Origin of the sequence: Levilactobacillus zymae DSM 19395, assembly GCF_001434115.1 — a bacterium.
Classification (GTDB): Bacteria; Bacillota; Bacilli; order Lactobacillales; family Lactobacillaceae; genus Levilactobacillus; species Levilactobacillus zymae.
The window spans coordinates 1-24,860 of record NZ_AZDW01000034.1 but is presented as its reverse complement, the minus strand read 5'-3'; the positions used below and the strand labels follow the sequence as shown (position 1 = coordinate 24,860).

22 protein-coding genes are annotated in these 24,860 nt (G+C 52.3%); 3 read left to right on the top strand and 19 right to left on the bottom strand.

The genetic code is table 11. The annotated features are described in order from the left end of the window. Window positions 1-130: 130 nt before the first annotated feature. From FD38_RS07950 to FD38_RS07935, 4 genes are all read right to left on the bottom strand, one after another. Window positions 131-670, bottom strand: a complete 540-nt coding sequence (locus tag FD38_RS07950; protein WP_057733045.1) for a GNAT family N-acetyltransferase — start codon at window positions 668-670, stop codon at window positions 131-133. 237 nt (window positions 671-907) lie between these two features. Further along, the gene (locus tag FD38_RS07945; protein ID WP_057733043.1) at window positions 908-1,648 is read right to left on the bottom strand and encodes a DUF1003 domain-containing protein; all 741 of its coding nucleotides are present in this window, start codon (window positions 1,646-1,648) and stop codon (window positions 908-910) included. A gap of 13 nt (window positions 1,649-1,661) precedes the next feature. Beyond that, entirely contained in the window at window positions 1,662-2,546 is an 885-nt protein-coding gene (locus tag FD38_RS07940) for an RluA family pseudouridine synthase (protein WP_057733041.1), read from the bottom strand. A gap of 18 nt (window positions 2,547-2,564) precedes the next feature. After that, complete coding sequence (locus tag FD38_RS07935) at window positions 2,565-2,882, bottom strand: biotin/lipoyl attachment domain-containing protein (RefSeq protein ID WP_057733039.1); 318 nt, start codon at window positions 2,880-2,882, stop codon at window positions 2,565-2,567. Between the two features lie 131 nt (window positions 2,883-3,013). Here FD38_RS07935 and FD38_RS07930 point away from each other — a divergent pair, with 131 nt between their 5' ends. Next, the gene (locus tag FD38_RS07930; RefSeq protein ID WP_057733037.1) at window positions 3,014-3,202 is read left to right on the top strand and encodes a hypothetical protein; all 189 of its coding nucleotides are present in this window, start codon (window positions 3,014-3,016) and stop codon (window positions 3,200-3,202) included. 583 nt (window positions 3,203-3,785) lie between these two features. Here FD38_RS07930 and FD38_RS07925 read toward each other — a convergent pair. The 9 genes from FD38_RS07925 to FD38_RS07885 form a co-directional block, all read right to left on the bottom strand. Continuing rightward, on the bottom strand, window positions 3,786-4,349 hold the full coding sequence (locus FD38_RS07925) for a sugar O-acetyltransferase (RefSeq protein ID WP_057733406.1): 564 nt from the start codon (window positions 4,347-4,349) through the stop codon (window positions 3,786-3,788). Window positions 4,350-4,458: 109 nt separating this feature from the next. After that, the gene (araA, locus tag FD38_RS07920) at window positions 4,459-5,883 is read right to left on the bottom strand and encodes an L-arabinose isomerase (RefSeq protein WP_057733035.1); all 1,425 of its coding nucleotides are present in this window, start codon (window positions 5,881-5,883) and stop codon (window positions 4,459-4,461) included. A gap of 51 nt (window positions 5,884-5,934) precedes the next feature. Further along, window positions 5,935-6,663, bottom strand: coding sequence for an L-ribulose-5-phosphate 4-epimerase (locus tag FD38_RS07915; protein WP_057733033.1), 729 nt, complete (start codon window positions 6,661-6,663; stop codon window positions 5,935-5,937). 17 nt (window positions 6,664-6,680) lie between these two features. After that, window positions 6,681-8,282, bottom strand: coding sequence for a xylulokinase (locus FD38_RS07910; protein ID WP_057733032.1), 1,602 nt, complete (start codon window positions 8,280-8,282; stop codon window positions 6,681-6,683). A gap of 36 nt (window positions 8,283-8,318) precedes the next feature. Continuing rightward, a complete protein-coding gene (locus FD38_RS07905) occupies window positions 8,319-9,716 on the bottom strand; it encodes a sugar porter family MFS transporter (RefSeq protein WP_057733030.1) in 1,398 nt (465 codons plus the stop codon). A gap of 408 nt (window positions 9,717-10,124) precedes the next feature. Continuing rightward, the gene (locus FD38_RS07900; RefSeq protein WP_057733028.1) at window positions 10,125-11,225 is read right to left on the bottom strand and encodes a GntR family transcriptional regulator; all 1,101 of its coding nucleotides are present in this window, start codon (window positions 11,223-11,225) and stop codon (window positions 10,125-10,127) included. Window positions 11,226-11,454: 229 nt separating this feature from the next. After that, window positions 11,455-12,051 carry a sugar O-acetyltransferase gene (locus tag FD38_RS07895; protein ID WP_083485315.1) on the bottom strand — a complete coding sequence of 199 codons (597 nt, stop codon included), beginning with the start codon at window positions 12,049-12,051 and terminating at the stop codon, window positions 11,455-11,457. A 119-nt stretch (window positions 12,052-12,170) separates the two neighbouring features. Next, complete coding sequence (gene recQ, locus FD38_RS07890; RefSeq protein ID WP_057733026.1) at window positions 12,171-13,946, bottom strand: DNA helicase RecQ; 1,776 nt, start codon at window positions 13,944-13,946, stop codon at window positions 12,171-12,173. A gap of 144 nt (window positions 13,947-14,090) precedes the next feature. Continuing rightward, entirely contained in the window at window positions 14,091-15,794 is a 1,704-nt protein-coding gene (locus FD38_RS07885) for an FAD-dependent oxidoreductase (protein WP_057733024.1), read from the bottom strand. A 205-nt stretch (window positions 15,795-15,999) separates the two neighbouring features. Between FD38_RS07885 and FD38_RS07880 the strand changes: the two genes are divergently transcribed. Beyond that, a complete protein-coding gene (locus FD38_RS07880) occupies window positions 16,000-17,406 on the top strand; it encodes a C69 family dipeptidase (protein ID WP_057733022.1) in 1,407 nt (468 codons plus the stop codon). A 79-nt stretch (window positions 17,407-17,485) separates the two neighbouring features. On the opposite strand, the gene FD38_RS07875 is transcribed toward FD38_RS07880, so the two are convergent. Together FD38_RS07875 and FD38_RS07870 are read right to left on the bottom strand one after the other, a co-directional pair. Next, entirely contained in the window at window positions 17,486-18,316 is an 831-nt protein-coding gene (locus FD38_RS07875; RefSeq protein ID WP_057733020.1) for a tyrosine-protein phosphatase, read from the bottom strand. 48 nt (window positions 18,317-18,364) lie between these two features. Beyond that, window positions 18,365-18,865, bottom strand: a complete 501-nt coding sequence (locus FD38_RS07870) for a hypothetical protein (protein ID WP_057733018.1) — start codon at window positions 18,863-18,865, stop codon at window positions 18,365-18,367. A gap of 220 nt (window positions 18,866-19,085) precedes the next feature. On the opposite strand from FD38_RS07870, the gene FD38_RS07865 reads away from it, so the two are divergent. Continuing rightward, window positions 19,086-19,397 carry a helix-turn-helix domain-containing protein gene (locus FD38_RS07865; RefSeq protein ID WP_057733016.1) on the top strand — a complete coding sequence of 104 codons (312 nt, stop codon included), beginning with the start codon at window positions 19,086-19,088 and terminating at the stop codon, window positions 19,395-19,397. 55 nt (window positions 19,398-19,452) lie between these two features. Here FD38_RS07865 and FD38_RS07860 read toward each other — a convergent pair whose 3' ends face one another. From FD38_RS07860 to FD38_RS07845, 4 genes are all read right to left on the bottom strand, one after another. Continuing rightward, window positions 19,453-21,990, bottom strand: a complete 2,538-nt coding sequence (locus tag FD38_RS07860; protein WP_057733014.1) for a M1 family metallopeptidase — start codon at window positions 21,988-21,990, stop codon at window positions 19,453-19,455. A gap of 195 nt (window positions 21,991-22,185) precedes the next feature. Further along, window positions 22,186-22,737, bottom strand: coding sequence for a matrixin family metalloprotease (locus FD38_RS07855; RefSeq protein WP_225430765.1), 552 nt, complete (start codon window positions 22,735-22,737; stop codon window positions 22,186-22,188). Window positions 22,738-23,007: 270 nt separating this feature from the next. Then, entirely contained in the window at window positions 23,008-23,784 is a 777-nt protein-coding gene (locus FD38_RS07850; RefSeq protein WP_057733012.1) for an ABC transporter permease, read from the bottom strand. A gap of 7 nt (window positions 23,785-23,791) precedes the next feature. Continuing rightward, entirely contained in the window at window positions 23,792-24,685 is an 894-nt protein-coding gene (locus FD38_RS07845) for an ABC transporter ATP-binding protein (protein WP_057733010.1), read from the bottom strand. Between the last annotated feature and the right edge of the window lie 175 nt (window positions 24,686-24,860).

Sequence of the window (24,860 nt, the reverse complement as noted above, 5' to 3'; positions counted from 1 at the left end):
GAAACGTGCGCCAAAAGGCAGCTGGTTCCGCTTAACCCCGTAAGCCAGATAATCCAAGCCCAGGATTATCCGCCTTACGAACCGTCGTTCATGCTCGCCAGCTAACCGCCTTTTGTCCCACTCTTTAAATTTAAGCGTGTGTGGTTTGGACGGACTGTCCAATTCGCAACTGCATGTGATCGTAGGTGTGGTCCCCAATCATCTGGGGCCCCGTGACCTGATAACCCATTCGTTCGTAGAGCCGAAACGCCCCCGGATTTTCCCGGTCCACGTTCAACCCAATCACGGTCTGTTGGTCCCGGCGGGCATAGTGCGGTAACGCCCGCAAGAGCTGCCGGCCGATTCCCCGACCCTGGTAGGCCGGATCAACGGCTAACGAATCCAGATACCATTCTCCCGGATGGGTTTCCGGTTCCGGTTCGTACGGCCCATCAAAGGCCGCATTTTGGGTGGTCAAATCCACCATCACATCATCCACGATGTCTTCTCGTTCGCCGGGATAACCAAAGGCTACCCCCACGACTTGGCCCGCGGCCTCGGCCACCACCGTAGTTGCCGCGCCGGAAAGATACGTCCGGGTGCGGTAAGCTGCCGTGATGACCTTCAGTAAGTCGGGGCCGGGAACGTCCTCGAGGTCGGTCAGTGCCATCTCATCATAGATCAAGTTCATCAGCGGCGCTATCTGAGGCGCGTCGGCTGGTTGAGCTTCACGAATTATCACAAAAAATCCTCCATTTCTGATATATCATCAGATTAACGGAGGATTCCTAATTTGTCAACGGATTCGCCACGTTGGCGGTCTCACCTAATGAGCGCCGTGGCCTGCCGCGCGGTGACCAAAGATCAGGCCCACAACGAACAGGGTACTAGCCGTTACCCAGGTACGCATGTTGAAACTCCCTTCGTGTTACCGTGTTGGTGGCGTCTGCTTGGTGGCTTCACGCAATTCAGCTAATTCCTGGCGAATTTCACCCAGAATTTCTAATTGGAAGCGTTCGATCTCCATGGTGTGGGGCAACTGGTTTTGCGCCAGATGGTCCACCTTGGCGTGCAAGAGACGTAATTCGTGTTCGGACTTCAGGTTCACGTGATAGTCGTTTTCGGCCATCATCCGGTCCCGGTCCGCCGAGCGATTCTGACTCATCATGATGATGGGCGCCTGAATCGCCGCCACGCAACTAAGTACTAAATTTAACAGAATGAAGGGGTAGTTGTCAAAGTTCACCCCGAATAGGTGTAACCCGTTGACGATCATCCACCCCAGTAACACGAACATGAACACGAAGATAAAGCCCCACGAGCCCCCAAACCGGGCGACGTCATCGGAGACGCGTTGACCGAACGTCAAACTGTTCTTCAAAATTTCGTTGACGTCGACCACGTCGTAATCATCGCTTTGCAACGCCCGGGTCAGTTTGTGGTTGATCTTCTGCGTTTGTTTCAAATCGGCGTTGATCATCGCGTCCACCCGGTCTAACCGATACTTCAACAGGTGATGCCCACAGATATAGTCCGTCACCTTGGCCTGCGGGTAATCCCGCTTGATGCGGTTCCGCAGGTTGGCATCGAGTTCTGCTAATTGTAAACTACTTTCAACCGCGATTGGCTGGTGATCCACCAAACACGTCAGTTGCTCCCCCGCTGTCATCCTATCATTCCTCCTATTGTCGTAACGTGGCCACTAGGGCTTGCCAGTCGGCCGGGACCGGGCTATTGAAGTGCCGATTCTCCTGAGTAAACGGATCGGTAAAGTCCAATGTCGCCGCGTGTAAAGCCTGCCGGTGCATGCCCCCCAGTAGTGGTCCGTGGTACAACTCATCGCCTACTAACGGGTGCCCCAATGAGGCGAAGTGCGCCCGAATCTGGTGGGTCCGCCCCGTATGCAGCTGAACGCGCACCAGCGTGGCGTCGGCAAACCGTTCTTGGACCCAGTACTCGGTCTGCGCCGGTTTCCCAGCCGGTGAGACCATCTGGTTGTAGCCCGTGGGGTCGGGCGCTAAGGGCGCGTCGATGAGGTCGTGGTCGGCCGTTAATTGACCGCTGACAATGGCCAGGTAGCGTTTTTCCACCGTATGGGCCGCCTGTAATTGGCTGGCCAAGCTATTGGCTAACCGGTGCCGGGCCACCCAGACTAACCCGCTAGTGAACCGGTCCAACCGCGTCACGATGTGGGGAACCCGATTCTCGGCATTTTCCGCCTGCCAGACCCCCTTCAACCGGTTCACCAGGGTATCCGTCCGGTTGGCCGGCCCCGGCACCACGTTGAGCCCCGCCGGCTTATCGACGATGACCCAATCACGGTTGCTAAACAGGATGGTTAGCGGTTCGGTACTGACCGCCACCTCAGGATCTGCCACCTCGGGCGGTAAGATCACGGTGACCTCGTCGCCCACTTGCAGTTGCACGGTCTGGTCCACGTTACGACCGTTGACCCAAATAATGCCGCGGTGTTTGAGGTCGCTATACCCCCGGTGACTGATACCTTGCTGGCTTAAAAAACGTTTCATACTGGTAACGGGTGCCGTCACGGCCCAGGATAACTTCATCTACTTAGTCCTTCCTAATTACTCATCGTCTAAATCAACCATCCAGTCACGCGCGTCGTTGTGCGTGTCTAACCATTCGGGATGCGCGACCAAGTCCGGATTAATCTGCTTGATCCGCCCAGCTAGTGGGAACCGCAAAACCACCGTTTCCTTGGTTCCCTCAACGATCAAAAAGGGATCCCCCAAATTAACGCGACCCGACTGTGTCTGCCACGTCAATCGCTTGACGGGCCCGACCAACTCACGTCCATTATCCGCGAACCCCAACCGCACGACGCCCGGCGTTTGCGGCGTTAACCATAACGCATCGGCACTGGTTTCTAACCGATCAATCATCTCGTCACACCCCTTCATTTTCTTCGGTCATAATTCCCCCTTATTCTACCATAGCCCCGGATTTCCCGGGGAATAATTCCCCATTTTGCCGTGAAACCAGTTATAATAGAACCCATAAAGGGGGAGTTAAAATGTTAGTCGCTAAAAATATGATGACGGGGACGTTAATTATGGTGATTGGGGTCATCTTCTTTTTCTTCGTTCTGGTCCAACTCATGCCCAAGATGAAGGCGGAAGTCGACGGTCGGTTCTTATCGCGCCTCTACTTAATCGTCAGTTTAGGGGTCACCTGCATGGGTGGATGGATCTTTTTCTCATAGCTCACAGGACACGAGAGTGGGACAAAAGGCGGTTAGCTGGCGAGCATTAACGTCGTAAGGCGGATAATCCTGGGCCTGGATTGTCTGACTTACGGGGTTAAGCGGAACCAGCTGCCTTTTGGCGCACGTTTCAACACCAAATATTCGAAGATACCAACGAGTCTGAGACTTTTGTCCAGACTCGTTTTTTTGCGCCTTAAGGGCGATGACTTAACTAACAGTGACTTAACGGTGATACAGTAGGCCAATTACTGTTGCCGTGCTAAAAATCGCGGTCAAAACGGTTCCGATGAACGTCACCCTTTCGACGACCTTTTTACTCATCATCAGTACTTCCTCCCTAACCGCTTTGTTTGGCGTTCACGCCATTGGCGGTCAAGTTCAGCATACGCAATCCGGGCCCTCAGCGCAATTGACGTATTGGTTTAATCGTTTGACTGGCTAATCCATTCTTGACTGGTTCCGTCGGCCGAATCCCTGCCACTCTGCTAACCAGTTAAACTAAAAAAGGCGCCGCCCGTCACGAGCAGCGTCTCTTGGGCTTAACCTAGCTGTCGCCAGACCAATCAAGTCATCAAATTAGTTAATCGTCGACTGCCGATTTCGGCGCAATCGACTTGATCACCCGCGCCGGGTTACCGGCAATCGCCACGTTATCACCAAACGATTTGGTGACCACGCTACCGGCCCCGACGATCACGTTGTTCCCCAACGTGACGCCCGGACAGATAATTGCGCCACCGCCGACCCAGACGTCGTCGCCCAAGGTAATCGGCTTGCCGATCCCCATGGCGCCGTTACGCCGGAGTTCAGGTTCCGCCGGGTGATTGACCGAGTAGAGTTGGACTTTCGGTCCCAGCAAACAGTGCTTACCAATGCGAATCGGTGCCACGTCCAACATCACACAATCGTAGTTAGCGAAGAAATCGTCGTCCACGTAGATGTTGTAGCCGTAGTCACACCGGAAGTTGGCGTGGACACTGACCGCGTCGCCGGTACTCCCAAAGAGTTGGCGGATCAACGCCTGACTCTTGGCCGGGTCACTTTCGCCCAAGGCATTAAAGGCCTCAACTTGTTTGCGCGCCGCCGCCCGTTCGGCCACCAGCTCGTCGTCGTAGACGTTAAACAGTTGGTTACCAGCAATCATTTTTTCTTTTTCACTTAATCCCAATTCAAGGACCTCCTAAATGCCTGAGGGTACAAAAATAGTGAGGCATTCGCTCACAGTCGAACGCCCCACTATTTAATCACTTAACTTACTTGATGAAAGCCTTGTTCATGTTAACCATGGTAGCAAAGTCTTCCATTTGTTCTTCGGTCAAGGAGAAGGAAAGCATGGTGTGGTGACCACCACCGGCCTTCATCCATTCGATGGCCCCAGTCTTCAAACCAACCTTTGGCGTCCAGAGTTGCTTAGCAACTGGCAGCTTAGGCGTTTCAGCTTCTGGCTTGTGCGCAGCAACGGCGTAGCTGATCATCTTGAAGCCGTCACGGAAGTCGGAAACCGTGACATCAATGGCGTCACCTTCGGAACCAGTGAAGACCAGACGAGCTGGGTCAGCCTTACCACCAATGTCCAGTGGGTGAACTTCAACCCGTGGCTTGTCGGAGGCAATGGTTGGGTCGACTTCCAACATGTGGGAACCGAGGATGGCTTCGTGGCCCTTCCGCAGATCCAACGTGTAGTCTTCCATGAAGGCCGTTTGCTTGTTGTGGGACATGATCTTCATGACACGGCCCAAAGCAGCGGTCTTCCAGTCACCTTCGGCACCGAAGCCGTAACCGTCACGGATTAAGAGTTGTGCGGCTAAACCAGGTAATTGTTCCATCCCGTAGAGGTCTTCGAAGTTCGTGGTGAAGGCGGTGTAACCACCCTTTTCCAAGAAGCTCTTGATCCCAAGGTATTGTTGTAATTGAACGCGAACCGAGTGCTTGTAAGTTTCAGCATCGTTGTCGCCTTGAACCATTTCGTACTTGGATTCGAGGTCGGCGTATTCCTTGTCGATGTCGGCATCCTTAACGGCGTTGATTTCCTTGACCAGGTCACCAATTCCGTAGTAGTCAACCGTCCAGCCCATTTGGATTTGTGCTTGAACCTTGTCACCTTCAGTAACGGCAACGTTCCGCATGGTATCGCCAAAGCGGGCAACCTTAACCTTAAAGCTTTCGTTGTAAGCTACGGCAACGTCTTCCCAACGAGCGATTTCTTCTTGAACGTCATCGTCGCCCCAGTAACCGTAGACGATCTTGTTGTTCTTCTTCAAACGTGCGTTGATGTAAGCGTATTCGCGGTCACCATGGGCACTTTGGTTCAAGTTCATGTAGTCGAAGTCGATGTCGGCGTATGGGATCTTGTTCAAGTATTGCGTTGCTAAGTGCAGCAATGGCTTTTGCAATAATTCCGTCCCGCGGATCCAGTTCTTAGCTGGGGAGAAGGTGTGCATCCAGGTAATAACCCCGGCAACCTTATCGTTGTAGTTAACTTCCTTCATGAAGTTAGTGATGCTTTCAGCCGTGGTCATAACATCCTTGAAGACCACCTTGTAAGGCAATTTGCCACTAGCGTTCAGCTTGTCAGCGATGTCTTGGGCATCCTTGGCAACTGACTTTAATTGTTCTTCACCATAAAGGTGTTGACTACCGGTAACAAACCAGAATTCGTAATTAGGAACTGATAACATATTCGAGCACTCCTTTGAATGAATGATTGATGTTATATCGTGTAACCAAATTTATTGACGCGCCGCGTGTTCTTGCGACTTGGCATTGTTTTGCCCATAATAAGCGTTCTTCCCGTGCTTACGGTAGTAATGCTTATCCAACAGATATTGCGGTAACTCTGAGTTGGCCCGCGTCAATTGCATGGTGTGGTAATCCTCACCCGCAACAACTTCCAAGACCTTGGCGTTGTAAACCGCCTTGGCTGGGGTGGGACCCCAAGCAAACGGCCCGTGTTGGCTCACCAGAGCAGCTGGTGTGGCTTCGTAATCCAAGCCCCGTTCCTTGAAGGTCTTGACGATGGTCTTCCCCGTGTTGCCTTCGTAATCCTCTTCGATTTCTTCCTTAGTTAACGCGTCGGCCGCCGGAACCCCGGTGAAGAACGTGTCAGCGTGGGTGGTATTCATTGCCGGAATGTCCATCTTGGCAGCGGCAAAGGAAACGGCCCAAGGCGAGTGGGTGTGAACAATCCCACCAATGTTCGGAAAGGCGTTGTAAAGTACGGTATGCGTTGGGGTGTCGCTGGAAGGGTTCATGTCCCCTTCGACCACTTCACCTTTGAGGTTAACAACCACCATGTCGCTAGGCTTGAGCGTGTCGTAATCGACCCCGGAAGGCTTGATGACGAACAACCCCTTTTCCCGGTCGATCCCGGAAACGTTACCCCAAGTAAAGGTAACCAAGTCCAACTTAGGTAACTGCATGTTGGCGTCGTAAACCTCTTGCTTTAATTCCTCTAACATTCAATTAACCCTCTCTCTTAGTCGGTAATAGCATCGCCAGCGGCAGCTTCCACTGGCAAGCCTGCTTGATACTTCTTGATAAATTCACGATAACCGGCGACCCCAGCTGGTTCTGGGCTCAAGGTCATGCTTTCTGGGTTAGCAAAGACTTCCTTATCTAAGAAGTCTTCCAGACTTTCATCACTATTCTGCTTAGCGTAGATGGCTAAGACCGCCATCCCCCATGGACCACCTTCGCCGGCGGTACTCATGACCGTGATTGGAATGTCTAAGGCGTTCGCCAAGACTTGTTGGCCAATCACTGGTGTTCTGAATAATCCACCTTGCGCAATCATTACATCGGTGTGGACGTGTTCTTCATTGATCAGAATGTCCATCCCGATTTGTAATGGCGCAAAGGCTGCATAGAGTTGCGTCAACATGAAGTTCGGTAACGAGAACTTGCTGTTCGGCGTCCGGGCAAACAGTGGCCGGCCGGCCTGAATCTTGGTGATGTTTTCACCGGATTGGTAACTGTAGTTGACCAAGCCCCCGGCGTTGGCATCCGCCTTAGTGGATTCCAGGAATAAGGTTTCGTATAAGCGGTCCGGCTTTAAGTCGACGCCTAACCGATCGGCAAATTCCTTGAAGACACTGGCCCAAGCATTGATGTCGGATGAACAGTTGTTGACGTGGACCATGGCGACTGGTGAGCCGTCCGGCGTCATCACAATATCGATATCGCGGTGCACCTTCGATAATGGCTTGTCCAGCACATTCATGGAGAAGGCTGACGTCCCCACGGAGATATTCCCGGTCCGTTTGCGGACACTGTTGGTGCCGACCATCCCGGTCCCGGCATCCCCTTCAGGTGGTGCCATCACGCTACCGGCTTCCAGGTTGCCGCTGACATCGAGCAATTTTGCCCCTTCAGCGGTCAAGGTTCCGGCAACTTTACCAGCTGGTAAGATGGCTGGTAAGACGTCTTCAACGTTCCACGGTAAGGCCTTGATCTTGTCCAAGTTATCGAACTTGGTCAGCATGGTCTGATCGTAGCTGCCCGTCTTCTCATCGATTGGGAAGACCCCGGAAGCGTCGCCGACCCCTAAGACCTTTTCACCGGATAACTTCCAGTGAACGTAACCGTCTAATGACGTGATGAAGTCGACGTTCGGCACGTGTTCTTCACCGTTCAATACGGCTTGGTACAGGTGGGCAATGCTCCACCGTTGTGGAATGTTGAAGTCGAACAGATCCGTCAACTCATCGGCCGCTTGACCGGTAATGTTGTTCCGCCAGGTCCGGAAAGGCACCAGCAGTTGATTGTTCTTATCAAATGGGAGGTAACCATGCATCATGGCACTGATCCCGATGGCGCTGATGTGCTTTAACGTACTGTGGTACTTGCTCTGCACGTCGGCTGCCATTTGCTTGTAGCTTTGTTGGATCCCGGTCCAAACCTGATCTAACGGGTAAGTCCAGATACCGTTTTCAAATTGGTTTTCCCAGACGTAACTACCTGAGGCAATCGTATTGAAGTCATCGGTAACCAGGACCGCTTTGATCCGGGTCGACCCTAACTCAATCCCTAAGGATACCTTGCCGGCATCGATAGCTTGAGTGGTTTCAACTAAGTTCATGTCGCTGACCTCCAAAATTTTACGAATAAGTGAGTACTAATTTTGACCGGCTTCTTCTGGCTTTTCTTTGCCACGAGTACCTTGTGCTTCGATTTCTTCCAACGTGTGACCCTTGGTTTCTGGGACACAGAAGCGGATGAACAGCACACCCAAGACACAGATGACACCGAAGATAGCGAACACAGCTTCTTGTGACATGGAAGCCGTCATGATTGGGAAGAGCAGCCCAACGGCCCAAGAACCGATCCAGTTGAAGGATGAGGCTAAACCAGATGCCCGGCCCCGAATAGCTAATGGGAAGATTTCACCAACCAGCACCCAAGTTAACGGTGCCCAAGTGAAGGAGTAGAACGCCACGTAGATCGATAAGAAGACCACGATCATCATTGGACTGGCGTTTGGCATTAATTTGTTAATGATAGCTGGCAACAGGAAGGATAAGGCCATAACCGTCCCACCCATGGTCAACAGGGTCCGCCGGTTGAACTTGTCGGCGATCCAGAGGAAGAGTAAGGAACCAAGAACTAAGATGACCCCTTGAATGATTGGCCACATTAAAGCGGAACTAGCAGCAGAACCCGTAGCTTTTTCAACAATCAATGGAATGTAGTAGAAGATGGCGTTGGCACCTTGGAATTGCTGGAAGGCCGCAACCCCAACCCCGGCGATAACCAGGTAACGGTACTTACCCGTGAATAACGTGCCCCAGGAAGACTTTTCCATGGCATTTTCTTCAACGTTGGCCGTATCTTCGATTTGCTTCATTTCGCCGTCAATTTCGTCTGGCTTACGGATGTAAGATAAGACTTGACGCGCTTCGTCACGGTGACCCGTCTTGATTAAGAACCGTGGTGATTCAGGCAACTTCAGAACCCCGGCGAACAAGATAATGGCTGGCACAGCGGCTAACCCTAACATCAAACGCCAAGCGATTTGTTCTGGTAAATCCTTTAAGATAAAGTCCATGACGTAGGATAACAGCATCCCGGAAACGATCATGGTCTGGTTAATCCCGGATAACCGGCCCCGTAAACGAGCGGGTGCCATTTCGGACATGTAAGCGGGAACCAATGCGGAAGCAGCCCCAACGGCTAACCCTAAGAACATCCGCACGATGATTAAGTAGTAAGTCCCGTTGTTAGGTGAGAACCCACACAAGATGGACCCAATGGCGAAGATCAAGGATGAAATCAAGATCATCTTCCGCCGACCTAACTTATCGGCCATCTGTCCGGCTAAGGCACCACCGAAGATTGCCCCGAACATAACCGCGGAAGTAATCCACCCAACTAATGAGGCGTTAGTCAACGCCCAATCGTGTTTCAAGAATGGTAAGGCACCGGTCATAACCCCGATATCATAACCAAACAGAATTCCACCAAATGATCCGAAGAAATATATGAAACCACTTGGGATTTTCTTTTTCGTATCCATTTCCGTTCCTCCTATAAATTAAGGGGTAACCCTAATCAATAATAGCTGTGTTCCAATAATACCCGACGCCACAAAACCGCTTACATCGAATGGCGATGCTTTGCCGGCTACAGATTCGTAGGCCACTCTTTGCTAAAGCGTTTTCATTTTGTCAACAAGGTCAGTTTATAATATTTGTCCGCATAAATCAATACTAATTTTTATTATGCGTACTAATAAGTTTGTTAAAATACTATCATATCAAGGGATTCAGCCGTTAAAAATAATTTTAAACGCTACCATTCCCGTTTTTCTCCCGTTTTAATTAATCTGTTGAAAAGCCATAATTGGTTATGACCAATTAAAAGCCCCGTTGTCTTCCGGCTAAATGCCGGTCTGACAACGGGGTTATCGTTTTACCTATTCAGTTTAAGCCGTCGGTTTTTGCGGTGCTGTCGCGGACTTACGAACAATTAACTGGGGGTCGTAAGTGATCGACTCGACCGGCTTATGATTCAATAAATCAACGATCATTTTTCCCGCGGCCTGCCCCATCTGTTCCTTCTCGTGGTTCAGCGTGGTCAGTGCGGGACTCATGTATTCGGACATCTGGTAGTTATCAAAACCGACGATTGAGATGTCTTCCGGGACCCGGAGCCCCAGTTGCTTCACGAACGCCAAGACCCGGATCGCCAATTGATCGTTATAGCACGCAATGGCCGTGGGCCGGTGTTCGTCCTTTAAGTAGGTCTCGATGCGGTGGGTGATCTTATCGAGAGCATCCCCCGACTGATACATGATTAAGTTACTCTTATAGGAAATATCCGGATGCTGCTGGTAGGCTTGAACGAACCCATCCATCCGGTGTACACCCTGAATATCGTCGACCTGAAAGACCCCAATGATACTTTCGTGGCCCAGGCCAAACAAATAATCAATCAATTTCCGTTCGGCGTCCACGTCGGCCGTGGTGACGAACGGAAATTTCAGTTGCGGGTAGGTCGCCCCGTAGTTGGCGTTGATAAATAACGTCGGGATCTGGTCGTCCATAATCTCCTGGTAGAGATCCATGTTGGGGTTCGGTAACGCACTCTGGGTGGGTTCGATGATCAGACCGGCCACCTTGGTGTTCAACATGTTGATCAGACTCTTGCGCTCCTTCTCGTGATTGTTATGGGTGTTGCCCAGCAGCAACGAGTACCCGTTATCCGAGATGACCTGGTCAATGCCGTAGATGATCTGCGGAAAGATATAGTCGGCAATGTGGGTCGTGACCACCCCAATCATCTTACTATCGGATTCATTGGACCAATCCTTATGCCAGTCCTGGACGAACATGCCGCCCCCCTGAATCCGGTAGATGAAATGTTCCGTCTCCAAGTCGCCCACTGCTCGCCGAACCGTGTACCGGGACACATTAAAGCGTTCCATGAGTTCCGTTTCCGTCGGGAGTTTCTGGTCGATCGGATATTTGCCCGACAAGATGGCTTCCTTGAGGGCGTCTTTTACTTTTTGGTATTTACTTTCCATAATATTCTCCAACTCGTGCCGTTAGCCGGTACCGTTTAAATTTGGCCAGTTTCTAATGGTTCAGGCCCTGTCTGTTCTCAATTCCAGCATATCAAACTTTCCACTTTTTTCCAATTGGGAGTGCCTGTTTTCACTGGGTTTCATAAATTTAATTGTCATCATTCGGTTCAACCTAAAAAGTCGACCGTAACCTGAGGTAATTCTGACGGTTTCGGACGACTTATCGGACCTATTCAGCTGCTGAGTCACGTAAGGGTTCCCCGTCGGCGTCCAAGCGCTTGATGATCCGAGCGGGATTGCCCGCAATGACCAGGTTATCGCCAAACGACTTAGTCACCACGGAGCCGCCCCCGACCATCACGTTGTTGCCCAACGTCACGCCGGGTAAGATCACGGCGTCCCCGCCCAACCAACAGTTGTTCCCAATCTTGACCGGGGCCCCGTTGCCTAACCAGGACGTGCGATCTTTGAGATTAAAGGGATGGCCGGCCGCATAGATCTGCACCCGGGGCGCCAGTAAGGCGTTGTCCCCGATGGTGATCTCGCAGGTATCCAACAGAATGCAGTCGAAGTTGGCGAAGAAGTTGTCCCCCACGTGAATGTTGTATCCGTAGTCGCACACGAAACGGGACCGGACTTCCGGATGTTGTCCGGTTGACCCGAATAACTCCCGAATCAATTTTTCATGGGCCGCTTTATCCCGAAACGGGATGGTATCCATCCGTTCGTAAAGGTCGCGGGCATGTTCACGTTCGGCGACCAATTGCGGATCGTTCACGTCGTACAACTCACTTGCCATCATCTTTTCAAATTCCGTTTTTGCCATGCCCAACATCCCATTCTTAAATTTATTGGTGTCAATACAGGCATTTTAGCAGACAATGAAATCGATTTCAATGATATTTATCCGTATCAATTGCGGATGGCTTAAATTTGTCGAAAAGGTTAAGCGTCGGCCTGATCCGCCCGAATGGCGGCCATAAAGGCCTCGCCGTACTTCGCCAGCTTACTAGCGCCAACGCCCCGGACACTCAAAAAACTGGCATCATCTTGCGGCTGAACGGCACACATATCGTGAAGAGTCCGGTCAGAAAAGATCATAAACGGCGGCACGTGCTGTTCTTCGGCTAGGTCCTTGCGCAGGGCCCGTAACCGCCCAAAGAGGGCATCGTCTTCCGGCGCCAACCGTTGCGCCTGGCGCGCCATCTTGCGGTAAACCGGGGTTTCCCCCTTAAGGACACCCGCACCGGCCGCGGTCACCTGTAACGTGGGATACTGCCCGCCAACGCTCTGCAGGTAACCGGCGGCCGTTAAGAAATCAATCAATTCGCCGACACTCTTCTGCCGCTGATTGCGCATGATGCCGTAGGTCGGTAATTGGTCGAGCTGTTGGTCCAGGACCCGTTTATTCTTCGCTCCGGTCAGAACCTGGGCCACGATCCCCTTCCCGTAACGCGACCGTAACCGGACCACACAAGATAGTACTTTCTGCGCGGCCGTGGTCACGTCCTGGGCTTCCCGGTCATCCTGACAGTTACTGCACCGTCCACATGGCTGGGACGTTTCGCCAAAGTACGCCAGGATGAACTGTTGCAAACAGCCCTGCGTGTTGGCGTACTGGCTCATCACCTGTAGTTTCCGATAAGCCCGCTGCTTATGGGTCTCATCCATTTCCGATTGGTCGATAAAAAAGTGTTGAATTTGTAAGTCTTGCGACCGGTACAACAGGATGGCTTCGCTGGGGAGCCCATCCCGACCGGCCCGCCCCGCTTCTTGGTAGTACGCTTCCAGCGTCCCGGGAACTTGCGCGTGAATCACGAAGCGCACGTTACTCTTATCGATGCCCATCCCAAAGGCGTTGGTCGCCACCATCACCTGGACCCGGTCATACAAAAAGTCCTCTTGATTCTGCCGGCGGACCTCATCGGGCAGCCCGGCATGATACATCGCCACGGCCACCTTATGATTGATCAACATGTTGGTCAGTCGTTCGACCTCTTTGCGGGTACTGGCATAAATGATCCCCGCCGCATCGGCGTTGACGTGTAGGTAATCCAAAATATAGCGGTCCGTATCCTGGTCCTTCACCACGGTGAGGTTCAGGTTATCCCGTTCAAACCCCGTGTTGACCTCATTTTGCGGATCGATAGACAGCTGTTGGCAGATATCACGGGCCACCTGTTCCGTGGCGGTGGCCGTCAGTGCCAGGACCTGCGGGTGCGTAGGTAACTGTTGGATCACCGTGCTTAACGCCAAATAGCTCGGCCGAAAGTCGTGGCCCCACTGCGAGATACAGTGCGCCTCATCGACGGCTAACAGGTCAACAGGCAGCTGTCCCAGGGCCTGCAAAAACGCCGCCGACTCCAAGCGTTCGGGCGCGACGTAGAGTAATTTATATTGCCCTTGATGTAACGCCGCCAACCGGTCTTGGATCTCCGGCCAGGCTACCGTGCTGTTAATGTAGGTCGCCGGAACGCCCCCCTCGTTGAGCGCATCGACCTGGTCTTTCATCAAGGAGATTAGCGGGGAGACCACCACCGTGATGCCCGCAAATAAGAGCGCGGGAATCTGGTAACATAACGACTTACCGCCCCCGGTGGGCATGATGGCCAACGTGTTGTCCCCCGTGAGGACGTGTTCCAAGACCGCCCGTTGCCCCGGCCGAAAATCATCGTATCCAAACGTCGTTTTTAAGACCCCTTGGGCCGCCGTTAAATCCATCCTGTCTAAGCGCTCCTTTTTTCGTAAGTAGTGGTTCCATTTTACCGGCAAACGCCGCTAAGAACAACTGACCAACCGCTAAACTGTTGGTCTGGCTGAAAAATGCCGCATCGGATGATTCGCCGACACAGCATTTGGCCGTTATTATAAATCGAAATGGTAGGCCGTCACAACGGGGTCCCGCGGTGTGGTTTGGTCGTGGAAAAATTCCACCTCGCAAATCGCGTCAAACGATCCGGCGATGTTCACCACGTTGGGGTACCCGCGGTTCAGTAACGCCCGGGTCACGTTATAGCTGCGTTTCCCCGTTGCACAGTGAAGGTACACCGGTCGGTCGTGCGGAATCTCGGCCAACCGGTCCCGAAACTGACTCATGGGGATGTTCGTGGCGCCTTTCAGGTGCCCCGCCGCGAATTCATCCGGTTCCCGCACGTCAATGATCGTCGCACCGGCGGCGACTAACTGGCGGACCTGCCGGACGTCGACTTGCCGGTACTCCCCGTTCAGGAGATTCGTAGCGACCAGACCGGCCATCACGACCGCAGATTTAACGGGACTGACGGTCGGCTGGTAGACCAACTCGAGGTCGGCTAAGTCCTCGACGGTCGCGTGGTGTTGAATCAAGGCGGCGACCACGTTGATTTGGCGGTCCACGTCGCTTTTCCCCACGGCTTGGGCGCCCAAGATTTCTCCGGTCGTCGGGGCAAACAGCACCTTAAAGTAGAGGTGATGTGCCTGGGGCATCAAGGGAACCTTATCGCTAGGGATGACCAACGCGCTACGATACGCCAGATGAGCGGCGGTCGCATCCCGTTCGGTCAGCCCAGTAGCCGCGACTCGAAGATCAAAGACGGGCAACCCTTGAGAGCCAATCACGCCGCGCCGGCGAATCAGTCGCCCATAGAGGTGGTCAGCCGCACGGCGGGCCTCCATCTGGGCGGGTAAGGCCAGGCTCAGCCGTTGGGGCTGCCGGGTCAAGGCATTGGTGACCTCGATGGCATCCCCGACCGCATAGATGTGGGGCTGGTTGGTCTGGTAGTGTTGATCGACCTGAATCGCCCCGGTCGTGCCCAAGCGAATCCCCGCGGCTTGAGCCAAGGTGGTGTTCGGCTGAACGCCTAGGGCTAAGAAAACGGCTTGGGCGGCCACTTGGGTCCCATCGCTCAGTTCAACCGTTTTGGGCGTAATTCGTTGGGCCGTCGCCCCTAAACGCAGGTCCACGTGTTGATCATATAACTGTTTGTGTACCAATTGCGCCAGATCGCTGTCTAACGTGGTGGCAAGCACCTGAGCTTGTTGTTCGATAATGGTGACCCGGTAACCAGCCTTCGTTAAATTTTCGGTGGCCTCCACGCCAATGGCGCCGCCCCCAATGACGGCAACGTCGGTCACGCGATAGGCTTGCAAATAGTCATCAAACGTCGTGACGTCGGCCACATTCCGCAAGGTAAAGACTTGAGGGGCATCACTCCCCGCTAACGCACTGGGGCGAATGGGAATCGCGCCGGTAGCCAGGAACAACTCATCGTAGGTATCCGTACTCAATTCTTGAGTCAGTTGGTTGGTGACCTGAACGGTTCGGTGTGCCGGATCAATGGCCGTCACCGCGTGATTGACCACCACGTCCACGTGATATTGCGCCTTAAACTGCGCTGGCGTCATTAGGACGAGTTCAGACGCTGGCGATACCGTTCGGGACAAGTAATAGGGCAAGGCGCAACTGGAGATTGACACGTGAGCGTCTCGTTCATAGATGGTAATCTGGGCCATTTCATCTAATCGGCGAATCCGGGCAGCCACGGCAGTCCCGCCGGCTACACCACCAACAATCACAATTTTCTTTCCCATAAGTCATCCGCTCCTTTAAGGGTTCCGTCATCGCAACTGCTTTAAGTGTACGGGCTTGGTGGTGACGGTGCAAGCAAGCCCTCCTACTAATAATTCCCGATTGTCCGCCACTTTAGTCACTTTTCTCGTCGTAAACGAGTCAGTCGTTTTCAAGCGCGACTAATGCTATAATACAGGTTAACTTAACAAAGGAGTGTCGCATGTTATGACTAAGCGAATTAAAGGTTCTTGTACCACGATTTTAGTGGGAAAGAAGGCTTCTATCGACGGCTCAACCATCATTTCTCGAAATGACGATGGTCACGAAGCCCTCGATCCGGAACGGTTTGTGGTGGTTAACCCCGCCGACCAACCGCGGCATTATCAATCCGTCATCAGTAAGGTTCAGGTAGACTTACCCGATAATCCTTTACGGTATACCTCCATCCCGAACTCCATTTTAACCAACGGTATTTGGCCCGCTGCCGGCATCAACAGTGAAAACATTGCGATGTCCGCCACGGAAACGATTACCACCAACTCTCGCGTCATGGGCATCGACCCTTACGTGGACGGCGGGATTGGTGAAGAAGACCTAGTCACCTTAGTTCTGCCCTACATTCACAGTGCTAAGGAAGGGGTCGAACGTCTGGGCGCCCTCTTAGCGCAATATGGGACCTACGAACCTAACGGCATCGCCTTTTCCGATCAGGACGAAATTTGGTGGTTAGAAACCATCGGGGGCCATCACTGGGCCGCTAAGCGGATTCCGGATGACGCCTACGTGGTCGCCCCTAACCGGATGAACATCGACGACTTCGACTTTGATGCCGACGATACGCTGGCTTCCGCCGACCTCCAGGACATGATTGAAAAATACAATCTGAACCCGGACTTCGACCAAGTCAACCTGCGCCACATCTTTGGGAGTGCCACCATCAAGGACACGGTCTACAACAACCCGCGGGCCTGGTTCGGTCAAAAGTACTTTACGCCAGACGTTGAGCAAGACCCAATGGGCCAAGACCTGCCGTTCATCTGCCACGCCAACCGGAAGATTTCAATTGAAGACGTGAAGTTCGTTTTGAGTTCTCACTTCGAAAACACCAAGTACGACCCTTACGGCAGTGGCTCCGAAGCCGACAAGACCCTTTTCCGGCCAATCGGCATCAACCGGAATCACGACGTGCACATCTTACAAATCCGTAACAACGTGCCCGCTGCCGTTGCCGGGATTCACTGGTTAGCCTTCGGTGCTAACACCTTCAACACGGTAGTACCGTTCTACGCTAACGTTAACGATACGCCAGCTAGCTACAAGAACGCCGACGGTAACTTCAACCTGAACGATATGTACTGGTTAAGCTGCACCACGGCCCTGTTGGGTGATACTGACTACGACCTGTACGTTGACTTCCGGAACACCTTCGCACTGGAAGCGATGGGCGCTTACCGGAAGATTCAAAACGATACGGATGCCGCGATTGCTGATCAAAGTGATCCCGAAGCTTACCTGGCCAAGGCTAACGATGCCTTAGCCGCCGAATCACTAAAGCGTCAGACCAAGCTCTTAGGTGACATGGTCATCATGGGCTCCGAACACATGAAGTTACGGTACAACTTAAACGACTAAACTTGCTTTAGAAACTGGGATGCCTGACGGTGTCCCAGTTTTTTTGTCTTTTCCAGCTTATCACCGTAAAAAGGCCGGTCTATTTGGTCAGGTACAGCCGTTTCAACTGGGCCTGCTTGGCTGGTGTCAGCCCCAACTTTTTTAAGAAGTTGGTCATCGACCCATACTTCTGGTCAATTCGTTGGGTCGCCGCCGTTAAATCACCTTTGGTCACCGCGTTGATTCGTTGTAAGTGGGTCTTCGCACGCTTGCCCGGCGTCCGCTGATTCAAAAAGACTATGTGCGGATCACGGGCAAGGTTGGTATTGGCATAGAGATACTCGCGTAAGATGGTCTGCTTGCTGACACCTAACGCTGATAAGACCAGCATGGCGCCGATGCCCGTGCGATCCTTTCCGTAGGTGCAGTGAAACAGGGTCGCACCCGACTTTTGGCGTAAAAGTTGGTTAAAGAACGCCCGGTACCCCCGCAAAGCGATCGGATCACTGACCAGGCCCTGGTAGAACTGCTTCGTGGTCCGTTGGCCGTAGTTGTTGGCGACCACACTATCTTGGTGGTAAGTCGCATGAGCGACTCGTGGGTCCGGCGTCTGTTGAATCTCCCGACTCGACCGAAAGTCCACAATGGACCGCAAATGGTAGGTCACCCGCAACGTCCGCAAATCCTGCGTCGTGTAATCCGCTAGCTTACTGGAACGAATCAGCCGGTGGGCCCGCACCGTTTGCCCGTCCTTGGTCCGAATTCCCCCTAAATCCTGCACGTTGGTTGGTCCTTGCAAAGTAATGTGCGTGCCCACGACCGACTTGATGGGCTTGGTGGTTCCCGCCTGGGCCGCACAACCACTGAGCCCGCTAAATAGCAGGACGCTCAAGCCAATCACCACACCAATTCGCTGACTAATCGTTCTCATGCTCAACTCACCCTTCTCAATCTCTGAATATCCTCACGTTACCATAGATTAGTCCGGGCGGAGCGTTTCGCGCTTAGTTCCGGTCTGTTGGGTCTGCCACTGACGAAAGGCCGTCACGTAATAAGCCTCAAAGGGCCGCCCGTTGGCCTGGTAGAAGGCCTGATTGACCAACATGATGTACCCGATCAACGCGTGCCGATTATCAAGTGGTAACGCCTTACGGGGCGCCGCGGTCAAACACTGAATCTGGGTCGGCCGCGCTAACTTATAGTCAACCGTACGCTGCGTCACATACCCTTTCCGATAACTGGCGACCCGCGCCGCAAACTGCACCTCATCCCCCGCGGAGAGCGTACCCAGCCTTAAAAAGCCAAGCGTATAGTTGAACCACAAATGATCAGTAACCAGCTGGTCCGTGGCGGTGTAAATATCCCGTAGTAACAGCGTGGGGGCGTAATGTTGCCCGTAACTTTTGAATCCCGGTCGCACAAAGGTCCCCCGAAACACGTGACGTTCCCCACTCCCCAACTTAACTAACATCTGGCGCATCTCACCCACTCCTATCGTTCTTAGATTACGTTTAGGATAGCATGGCGACCGTACGTTCCCCTAGCCGAACGTCTTACAAATTCAGTAATGCCGCGCACCCCCTACCGGCACTTGCTCTGGGACTCGTCTATTTTATTTCTAATAAATTTACGTTATAAACGCTTAAATATAGAATATTTTGTTATTATTGACTAGAAGTTCCTGATTGAAGAGAATTTCTATGTTGGAAACGATTAGTCAACTCGTTCACGAAAAGCGTAAAAGCCTTGGTCTGACCATTGAGCAACTCGCCCAACGGTCCGGCGTTTCGGTCAGTCTGATTTCACGAATTGAACGGGGAGACCTCAAAAACATCAGCATCAACAAACTGAATGACCTAGCCCAATCCTTGGAACTTCGGTTGGGAGATTTCTTTGTTGATGACCGGTTATCTGGGGTGAAGACTTTAGCCCTGGTCAAGTACCTGGAATCGTTACCCCAACGCCGACGAGAAACCGTGGCAGGAGCCGTTTTAAAGCTCGTCAAACATTAGCTCCAATCAAAAACACCCCGACGAAGATCTCGTCGGGGTGTTTGTTTATCATGGATTAAGCTTGGCTAGCTTGGGCCACAGCGGCGTTAACAGCCGCCTTTTCATCTTCAATCAGGCTGACCCGACTGCCGATGACCTTAGTGTCCATCTTGATTTCACGCGTCAAACCAGGCGTGTTGATCTTCGGTTCAAAGAAGGCCTTGAACTCAGCAAAGCGTTCCGGTGTATGGAATACGCCAGCCGTCACGGTGATGTACGTGGTGAATTCCATGTCACCACCCACCGTGTCTTCCAACCATTGCCAATCGTTGCGTAACCAATCCCAGGCCGCTTGTTGGGCCGCGTTGTTGGCTAACGTCCCCCGGTACCAAGCCCGTAAGTCTTGTGGCTTGACCGTATCGGCATCTTCAAAGACGCCAATCAGCTTGGTGATCAGCGCGGCATCGGTCGTGGTCGTGACCGCCGCGGCGAGGTCGGCCTTGTAACTCGGGTCCGTTGACGTCCGGTATTCGGCTAACAGGTGGTCGAACAACTCGGCGGTTCCAAAGTGCTTGACCTCATTAGCCAAGACTAAGACCCGCACGTCCGCCGACAACGCACCTAAGTGGTCGGCGTTGGCCGTAAACAAGGCGTGAGCGTCCTGAATGGCTTGGGCGTTTTGCGCATAAAGCGCGGCGTTCAAGACGTACGGCCGGGTCAATTGGTCGTCGTTGGTGTCCGTCGCTTGCGGGGTCCACCCCAACCGGGCGACCTGTTGGGCACTCAACCGATCGAAGAGGCCTTGGAGCGCCTTTTCCTCGGCAGAATCCGGTGTCACGAACTTCTTCAAGTTGTTGGCAATCCGGTAGAGCGCGGCGTTGACCACCGTTGCCGGATTGTCCGCGAACCGGGTCAATAACGGTACCACAGCGGCGTAGGAAATCTGACGACCGTCGGCTAACAACCGCAGATCCTGTAAGACCTGTAACTGCGAAATGGCATCTAGGTCGGCCACGTGGTCTAAAATATCGTTGAGTAACGTGTCATCGTACTTCACGATAAAGTGCGAGTTGTTGCCCACGTTGACCCGGAACGGTTCACCAGCGGCTTGCCGGAGGTCGGCATAGTTGCCTAACGTCACGGTCTGGTCCTCGAAGATCGCCGGAGCGGCCGCGTAGTTACTGTTCAACGGAATCTTCCATTGACGGCCCTGATCCTGTCCTTCACCCACAAAGAACTGGGTTTGCTTCAAGGTCAGGTTACCGTTTTCCACGGCGGCCGTGACTACTGGGTAACCCGGTTGTTCCAGCCAGGTATTCATGATGCTCCCCACGTCCATTCCGGAAGCTTCACCTAGAGCAGCCCAAAGATCGGCCCCCTTGGCGTTGTTGTACTGGTGAGCTTCAAAGTACGCTTTCAAGCCCCGCCGTAACGCGTCGTCACCGACTAACGCTCTGGCCATAACTAACATCCGCGCACCCTTGGCGTAAACGATGGCGCTGTCAAACAACGCGTCGATTTCGGCGGGATCTTCCACCTGAACGTGAACGGATTGGACCCCGTCCGTGGCGTCACGTTGTAAGGCCATTGGCGCGTCGGACGTCTGGAAGGTTTCCCAGATGTGCCAGTCGGGTTCAAGTGCATCGATGGCCACGTATTCCATCATGTTGGCGAAACTTTCGTTCAACCACAGATCGTCCCACCACTTCATGGTGACCAGATCACCGAACCATTGATGGGCCAGTTCGTGGGCAATCACGGTGGCGACCCGTTGCTTCATGTCTAAGGCCGTGTTAGCGGGATCAAGTAACAAGTAGGCTTCCCGGTACGTGACCAGGCCCCAGTTTTCCATGGCACCCGCGGAAAAGTCTGGTAAGGCTAATTGCCAGGAATGCGGTAGTGGGTATGGTGTCTGATAAAAGTCTTCGTAAAATTCGATGGAACGCTTGGCAATGTCTAACGCGAAATCAAGTTCGTTGGCTTGGTGTGCCTTGGTGGCAAACACGCCGACTTCCACGCCGCTCTTGGTCTTCGTGACCTTCTTCTGGAGATCCCCAAAGGCAAAGGCAATCAGGTACGACGACATCTTCTTGGTAGTGTCGAAGTAGTGCACGCCGTTTTCGGTCTTAACTTCGGGCATGTTACTCAGAATCGTTTCGCCCGGTTGTTCGTCAAACTTGATGGCCAGGTCAAACGTGGCCTTGGCTTCGGGTTCGTCGACACACGGGAAGGCTTGACGCGCCGCCGTGGTTTCGAACTGGGTCCCGATAATCTGCTTCTTTTCACCATTCAGTTCATAGTAGGACGGGTAGATGCCCATCATGCTGTCGGTCAACGGTGCGGTGTAGGTAATCGCCACCGTGGTTCCCCCGGTCTTCCCTAAATCGATGTGCAGCCCTTCGGCGGCCTCGTCTAAGGTAAATGGTACGGCGGTCCCATCGGCCGTCACGGACGAAATTGTCATGTATTTCTCATGAACGGAAATCGTGGATTCCTTGGCATCCCCGGTAATCGTGGATGTCCCACTAATCTGCTTAGTGGCCCGGTTAATGTCGATGTAGACATTGTAGTGCGTTGGTTGGAACGTCTGATAAAAGTGTTTCGATTCAGTCATGAATTCCCCTCCAAGTTAAAAAGCTATTAGAATAAATCCATTATACGCTATTCAAGAAATCGATGCCGCTATTCTGTAGCGCTTTTCTCAGTCAATTCTCATTTTATGTAGAAGCCAAAATCACCGGTGCTCAACCGGTGAGTCACCACTAGCTACAAAAAAGCCTGAGGCCGTAGCCCCAGACTTTAGTTGCAACTATTGATTGACGTAAGCTTTCGCTAAGGCCAACTTATCTTGATGATCAATACTCTTATAGCGGTTCTTGGCGTACATCACGCTCTTCTTATCCTTGGAATGGCTTAACCCCAAAGCGTGGCCGATTTCATGTGTCGCCACGTTAGCGCGTTGCGTCTTGGTGTAGTTATAAGCCGTCAGGAGTTCTCGGTTTAACGTGGATTCCGCCGTCACGATTTCGCTTAACGACGTGTCGTGATGATAAAACGAATAGTGGGTGTACCCCGTAAAGAGCTTACCCCCGCTGACGTTTAGAGACGGCGCTGAATCTAACGCAATATCAGCTTTATGGCCGGCTTTCGCTAATTTTAAATGAACAATCTTGGTCTTGTTCCACCGCTTAATGGCCGTCTTCCAACTGGCCCGGCAGCACTTGGAATGCCCTTCGTAACTATATGTAATCGTTCGCGAATCCCAGTGACCCCAAGAAGGGGTTTTGTAAGTCTTGGCTTGGGCGGTCAACAGACCACTCAGTCCAATCATTAAAGTGGCAATCATTAAAATGGTTTTCAAAATCCGGTTAACTCTTTGGGGAAAAATAATACTAAGCACTCACTTTCTTTACTGTCGCTGGGTTCCGTTCTGTGTTGCTTAGTATGCGACATGAAATTAGATTACCCTCTAACCACTTTGCCCAATCTGGACAGTTTTTTAGCAACACTTTTGCCAATGTGGATAGAAAATTGTTAGCTAACCGCTTACAGTTAACCGCCAACCCCTTAACCCTTCTACCTCTTGTCCTAATTGTTACTCGCCATCCATTTTTTGAATATAGTTTATAGATTAGACTTCTTTTCGCGAGAAAAAATAAAGCCCCAGCGCCATAAATAATCCGATATAGCCCAGATTGCCCCACAGCATTTGGGTATTGGTCAGATGGGTGAGTTTCGTGAGAAACGGCATGGTGACCTGGACTGCGTAGTTCATCAGGTTAATCGGGTTCCACTTGAGAGGCTCCCACTTATCGATCAATTGGAACATCAACCGACTAATCACGCCCAGAGCGAAGTACCCCACAACGCCACAAAGTGTGGCAACCAGTCCCTTCTTGAACATCGCGGCGACCAAAAAGACGACGCTCAACACGAGCCACAGCGTCACAAAGTTAGCCGCCTGGGCCGTGAGCCAATACCGCCACAGAAGCTGGTGACTCCCTGGCATTGTTGCGGTCAACGCAAACTGATAATTGGGCCAGATCAACCGATTAACCAGGGTCAATCCGGTCGCTAGACCATACAAAACTACTGAATGCGTGAACATCGTCAGCCATTTGCTCACAAGCACCGCGGGACGTGAATAGGCTTGGGTGACCACGTTTTTCAGGGTATCAAATTCAAATTCACTTGAAATACTTCCCGCACTAGCCGCAATCATCATGAACACAATGAAGGCAGGACTGGCAAAGTCAGCGACCCAGAACTGCTTGGCCACTATATGGGTCTGATAGGCCACGCCTAACCAGGCAAAACCTAAGTTCTGTAGAACCAAGAAAGCTAGTCCCAGCCAGGTTCCCCGGCGTTTCCACAGTTTAAACATTTCTTGTCGGTACAATTCTCTCATCGTTCCCCTACTCCCTCAGCATGTCCAAGATAGACTGTTCAAAATCGCCGTCCTCATGTTGCACATCTTCGATGGATACCCCATTGCTGGTCAACGTTTTTAGCACTGCCGCCACGGTATCCGCCGCTCGTAGCTGAACCCGAATGGGGGCGTGAGCCGTAACTAGGTACCCGTTTTCCGCCAAAATCCCCGCCGCTCGTAAATCCTGATCGGTCGTGAGAACCAAGAAATGCTGGTTTCGCGCCAGTAGTTCTTGCATGGTCGTCTGGTGAACGACCCGCCCGTGATCAATCACAATTAAATCTTCTGCCAATTTCTGAAGTTCTCCTAAAATATGACTGGAAATCAAGAATGTCGTGCCCTGGGCCTGCTTCTTTTTGATCAGTTCCCGCAAATCCTTCGTTGCTTGGGGGTCCAGCCCGTTCATGGGTTCATCCAAGATCACCAGCCGTGGCTGATTCACTAACGCCAGTGCAATCCCCATCTTTTGGCGCATCCCTAGTGAATATCCCTTGACCCGCCGATCAATATAGGGCGCCAAGTGGAGGTCTCGAATCACCGTTTGAATGCGTTGGACCTTGTCGGCGGTCGGTCGCGCAAAAAGTTTTAGGTGGTCCCGCCCACTGAGAAACGGGTAAATTCCGGGATACTCAATTAACGCCCCCACGTCAGCCAACGCTGCGTGGTGGTTAAACGTGCTGGCTTGGCCGTTGATGGTAATGTCTCCCTGACTTTTGATCAAACTCAAGATGGCCTTCATAATGGTGGTCTTGCCCGCTCCATTTGCCCCAATCAATCCCACAATACGCCCCGCTTGGCAGTCAAAGCTCACGTGATGTAAGGCCTGTTTGCGGCCAAAGGACTTGCTCAATCGCCGGACCGATAAAACTGTCTCTTCCATGTCATTCCTCCTCGTGTACGTTGAGTATAGCAAAGATTGATTCTAGATGTTAAAAGAACGTCTTATTAATTATTTAGTATAAAAATATGTCTAAAACGACAAATCTCTTAATAGAAAGCACAAAAAAAGAGTTTGGGACATAAGTCCCTAAATTCCAGTAGTTAAAAATTGGTCC

Excerpts from the sequence above, each read along its gene's own strand:
- FD38_RS07950 (WP_057733045.1), bottom strand. The coding sequence starts at position 670 with ATGAACTTGATCTATGATGAGATGGCACTGACCGACCTCGAGGACGTT.
- FD38_RS07945 (WP_057733043.1), bottom strand. The coding sequence starts at position 1,648 with ATGACAGCGGGGGAGCAACTGACGTGTTTGGTGGATCACCAGCCAATC.
- FD38_RS07940 (WP_057733041.1), bottom strand. The coding sequence starts at position 2,546 with ATGAAGTTATCCTGGGCCGTGACGGCACCCGTTACCAGTATGAAACGT.
- FD38_RS07935 (WP_057733039.1), bottom strand. The coding sequence starts at position 2,882 with ATGATTGATCGGTTAGAAACCAGTGCCGATGCGTTATGGTTAACGCCG.
- FD38_RS07930 (WP_057733037.1), top strand. The coding sequence starts at position 3,014 with ATGTTAGTCGCTAAAAATATGATGACGGGGACGTTAATTATGGTGATT.
- FD38_RS07925 (WP_057733406.1), bottom strand. The coding sequence starts at position 4,349 with ATGATTGCTGGTAACCAACTGTTTAACGTCTACGACGACGAGCTGGTG.
- araA (WP_057733035.1), bottom strand. The coding sequence starts at position 5,883 with ATGTTATCAGTTCCTAATTACGAATTCTGGTTTGTTACCGGTAGTCAA.
- FD38_RS07915 (WP_057733033.1), bottom strand. The coding sequence starts at position 6,663 with ATGTTAGAGGAATTAAAGCAAGAGGTTTACGACGCCAACATGCAGTTA.
- FD38_RS07910 (WP_057733032.1), bottom strand. The coding sequence starts at position 8,282 with ATGAACTTAGTTGAAACCACTCAAGCTATCGATGCCGGCAAGGTATCC.
- FD38_RS07905 (WP_057733030.1), bottom strand. The coding sequence starts at position 9,716 with ATGGATACGAAAAAGAAAATCCCAAGTGGTTTCATATATTTCTTCGGA.
- FD38_RS07900 (WP_057733028.1), bottom strand. The coding sequence starts at position 11,225 with ATGGAAAGTAAATACCAAAAAGTAAAAGACGCCCTCAAGGAAGCCATC.
- FD38_RS07895 (WP_083485315.1), bottom strand. The coding sequence starts at position 12,051 with ATGGCAAAAACGGAATTTGAAAAGATGATGGCAAGTGAGTTGTACGAC.
- recQ (WP_057733026.1), bottom strand. The coding sequence starts at position 13,946 with ATGGATTTAACGGCGGCCCAAGGGGTCTTAAAAACGACGTTTGGATAC.
- FD38_RS07885 (WP_057733024.1), bottom strand. The coding sequence starts at position 15,794 with ATGGGAAAGAAAATTGTGATTGTTGGTGGTGTAGCCGGCGGGACTGCC.
- FD38_RS07880 (WP_057733022.1), top strand. The coding sequence starts at position 16,000 with ATGACTAAGCGAATTAAAGGTTCTTGTACCACGATTTTAGTGGGAAAG.
- FD38_RS07875 (WP_057733020.1), bottom strand. The coding sequence starts at position 18,316 with ATGAGAACGATTAGTCAGCGAATTGGTGTGGTGATTGGCTTGAGCGTC.
- FD38_RS07870 (WP_057733018.1), bottom strand. The coding sequence starts at position 18,865 with ATGCGCCAGATGTTAGTTAAGTTGGGGAGTGGGGAACGTCACGTGTTT.
- FD38_RS07865 (WP_057733016.1), top strand. The coding sequence starts at position 19,086 with ATGTTGGAAACGATTAGTCAACTCGTTCACGAAAAGCGTAAAAGCCTT.
- FD38_RS07860 (WP_057733014.1), bottom strand. The coding sequence starts at position 21,990 with ATGACTGAATCGAAACACTTTTATCAGACGTTCCAACCAACGCACTAC.
- FD38_RS07850 (WP_057733012.1), bottom strand. The coding sequence starts at position 23,784 with ATGAGAGAATTGTACCGACAAGAAATGTTTAAACTGTGGAAACGCCGG.
- FD38_RS07845 (WP_057733010.1), bottom strand. The coding sequence starts at position 24,685 with ATGGAAGAGACAGTTTTATCGGTCCGGCGATTGAGCAAGTCCTTTGGC.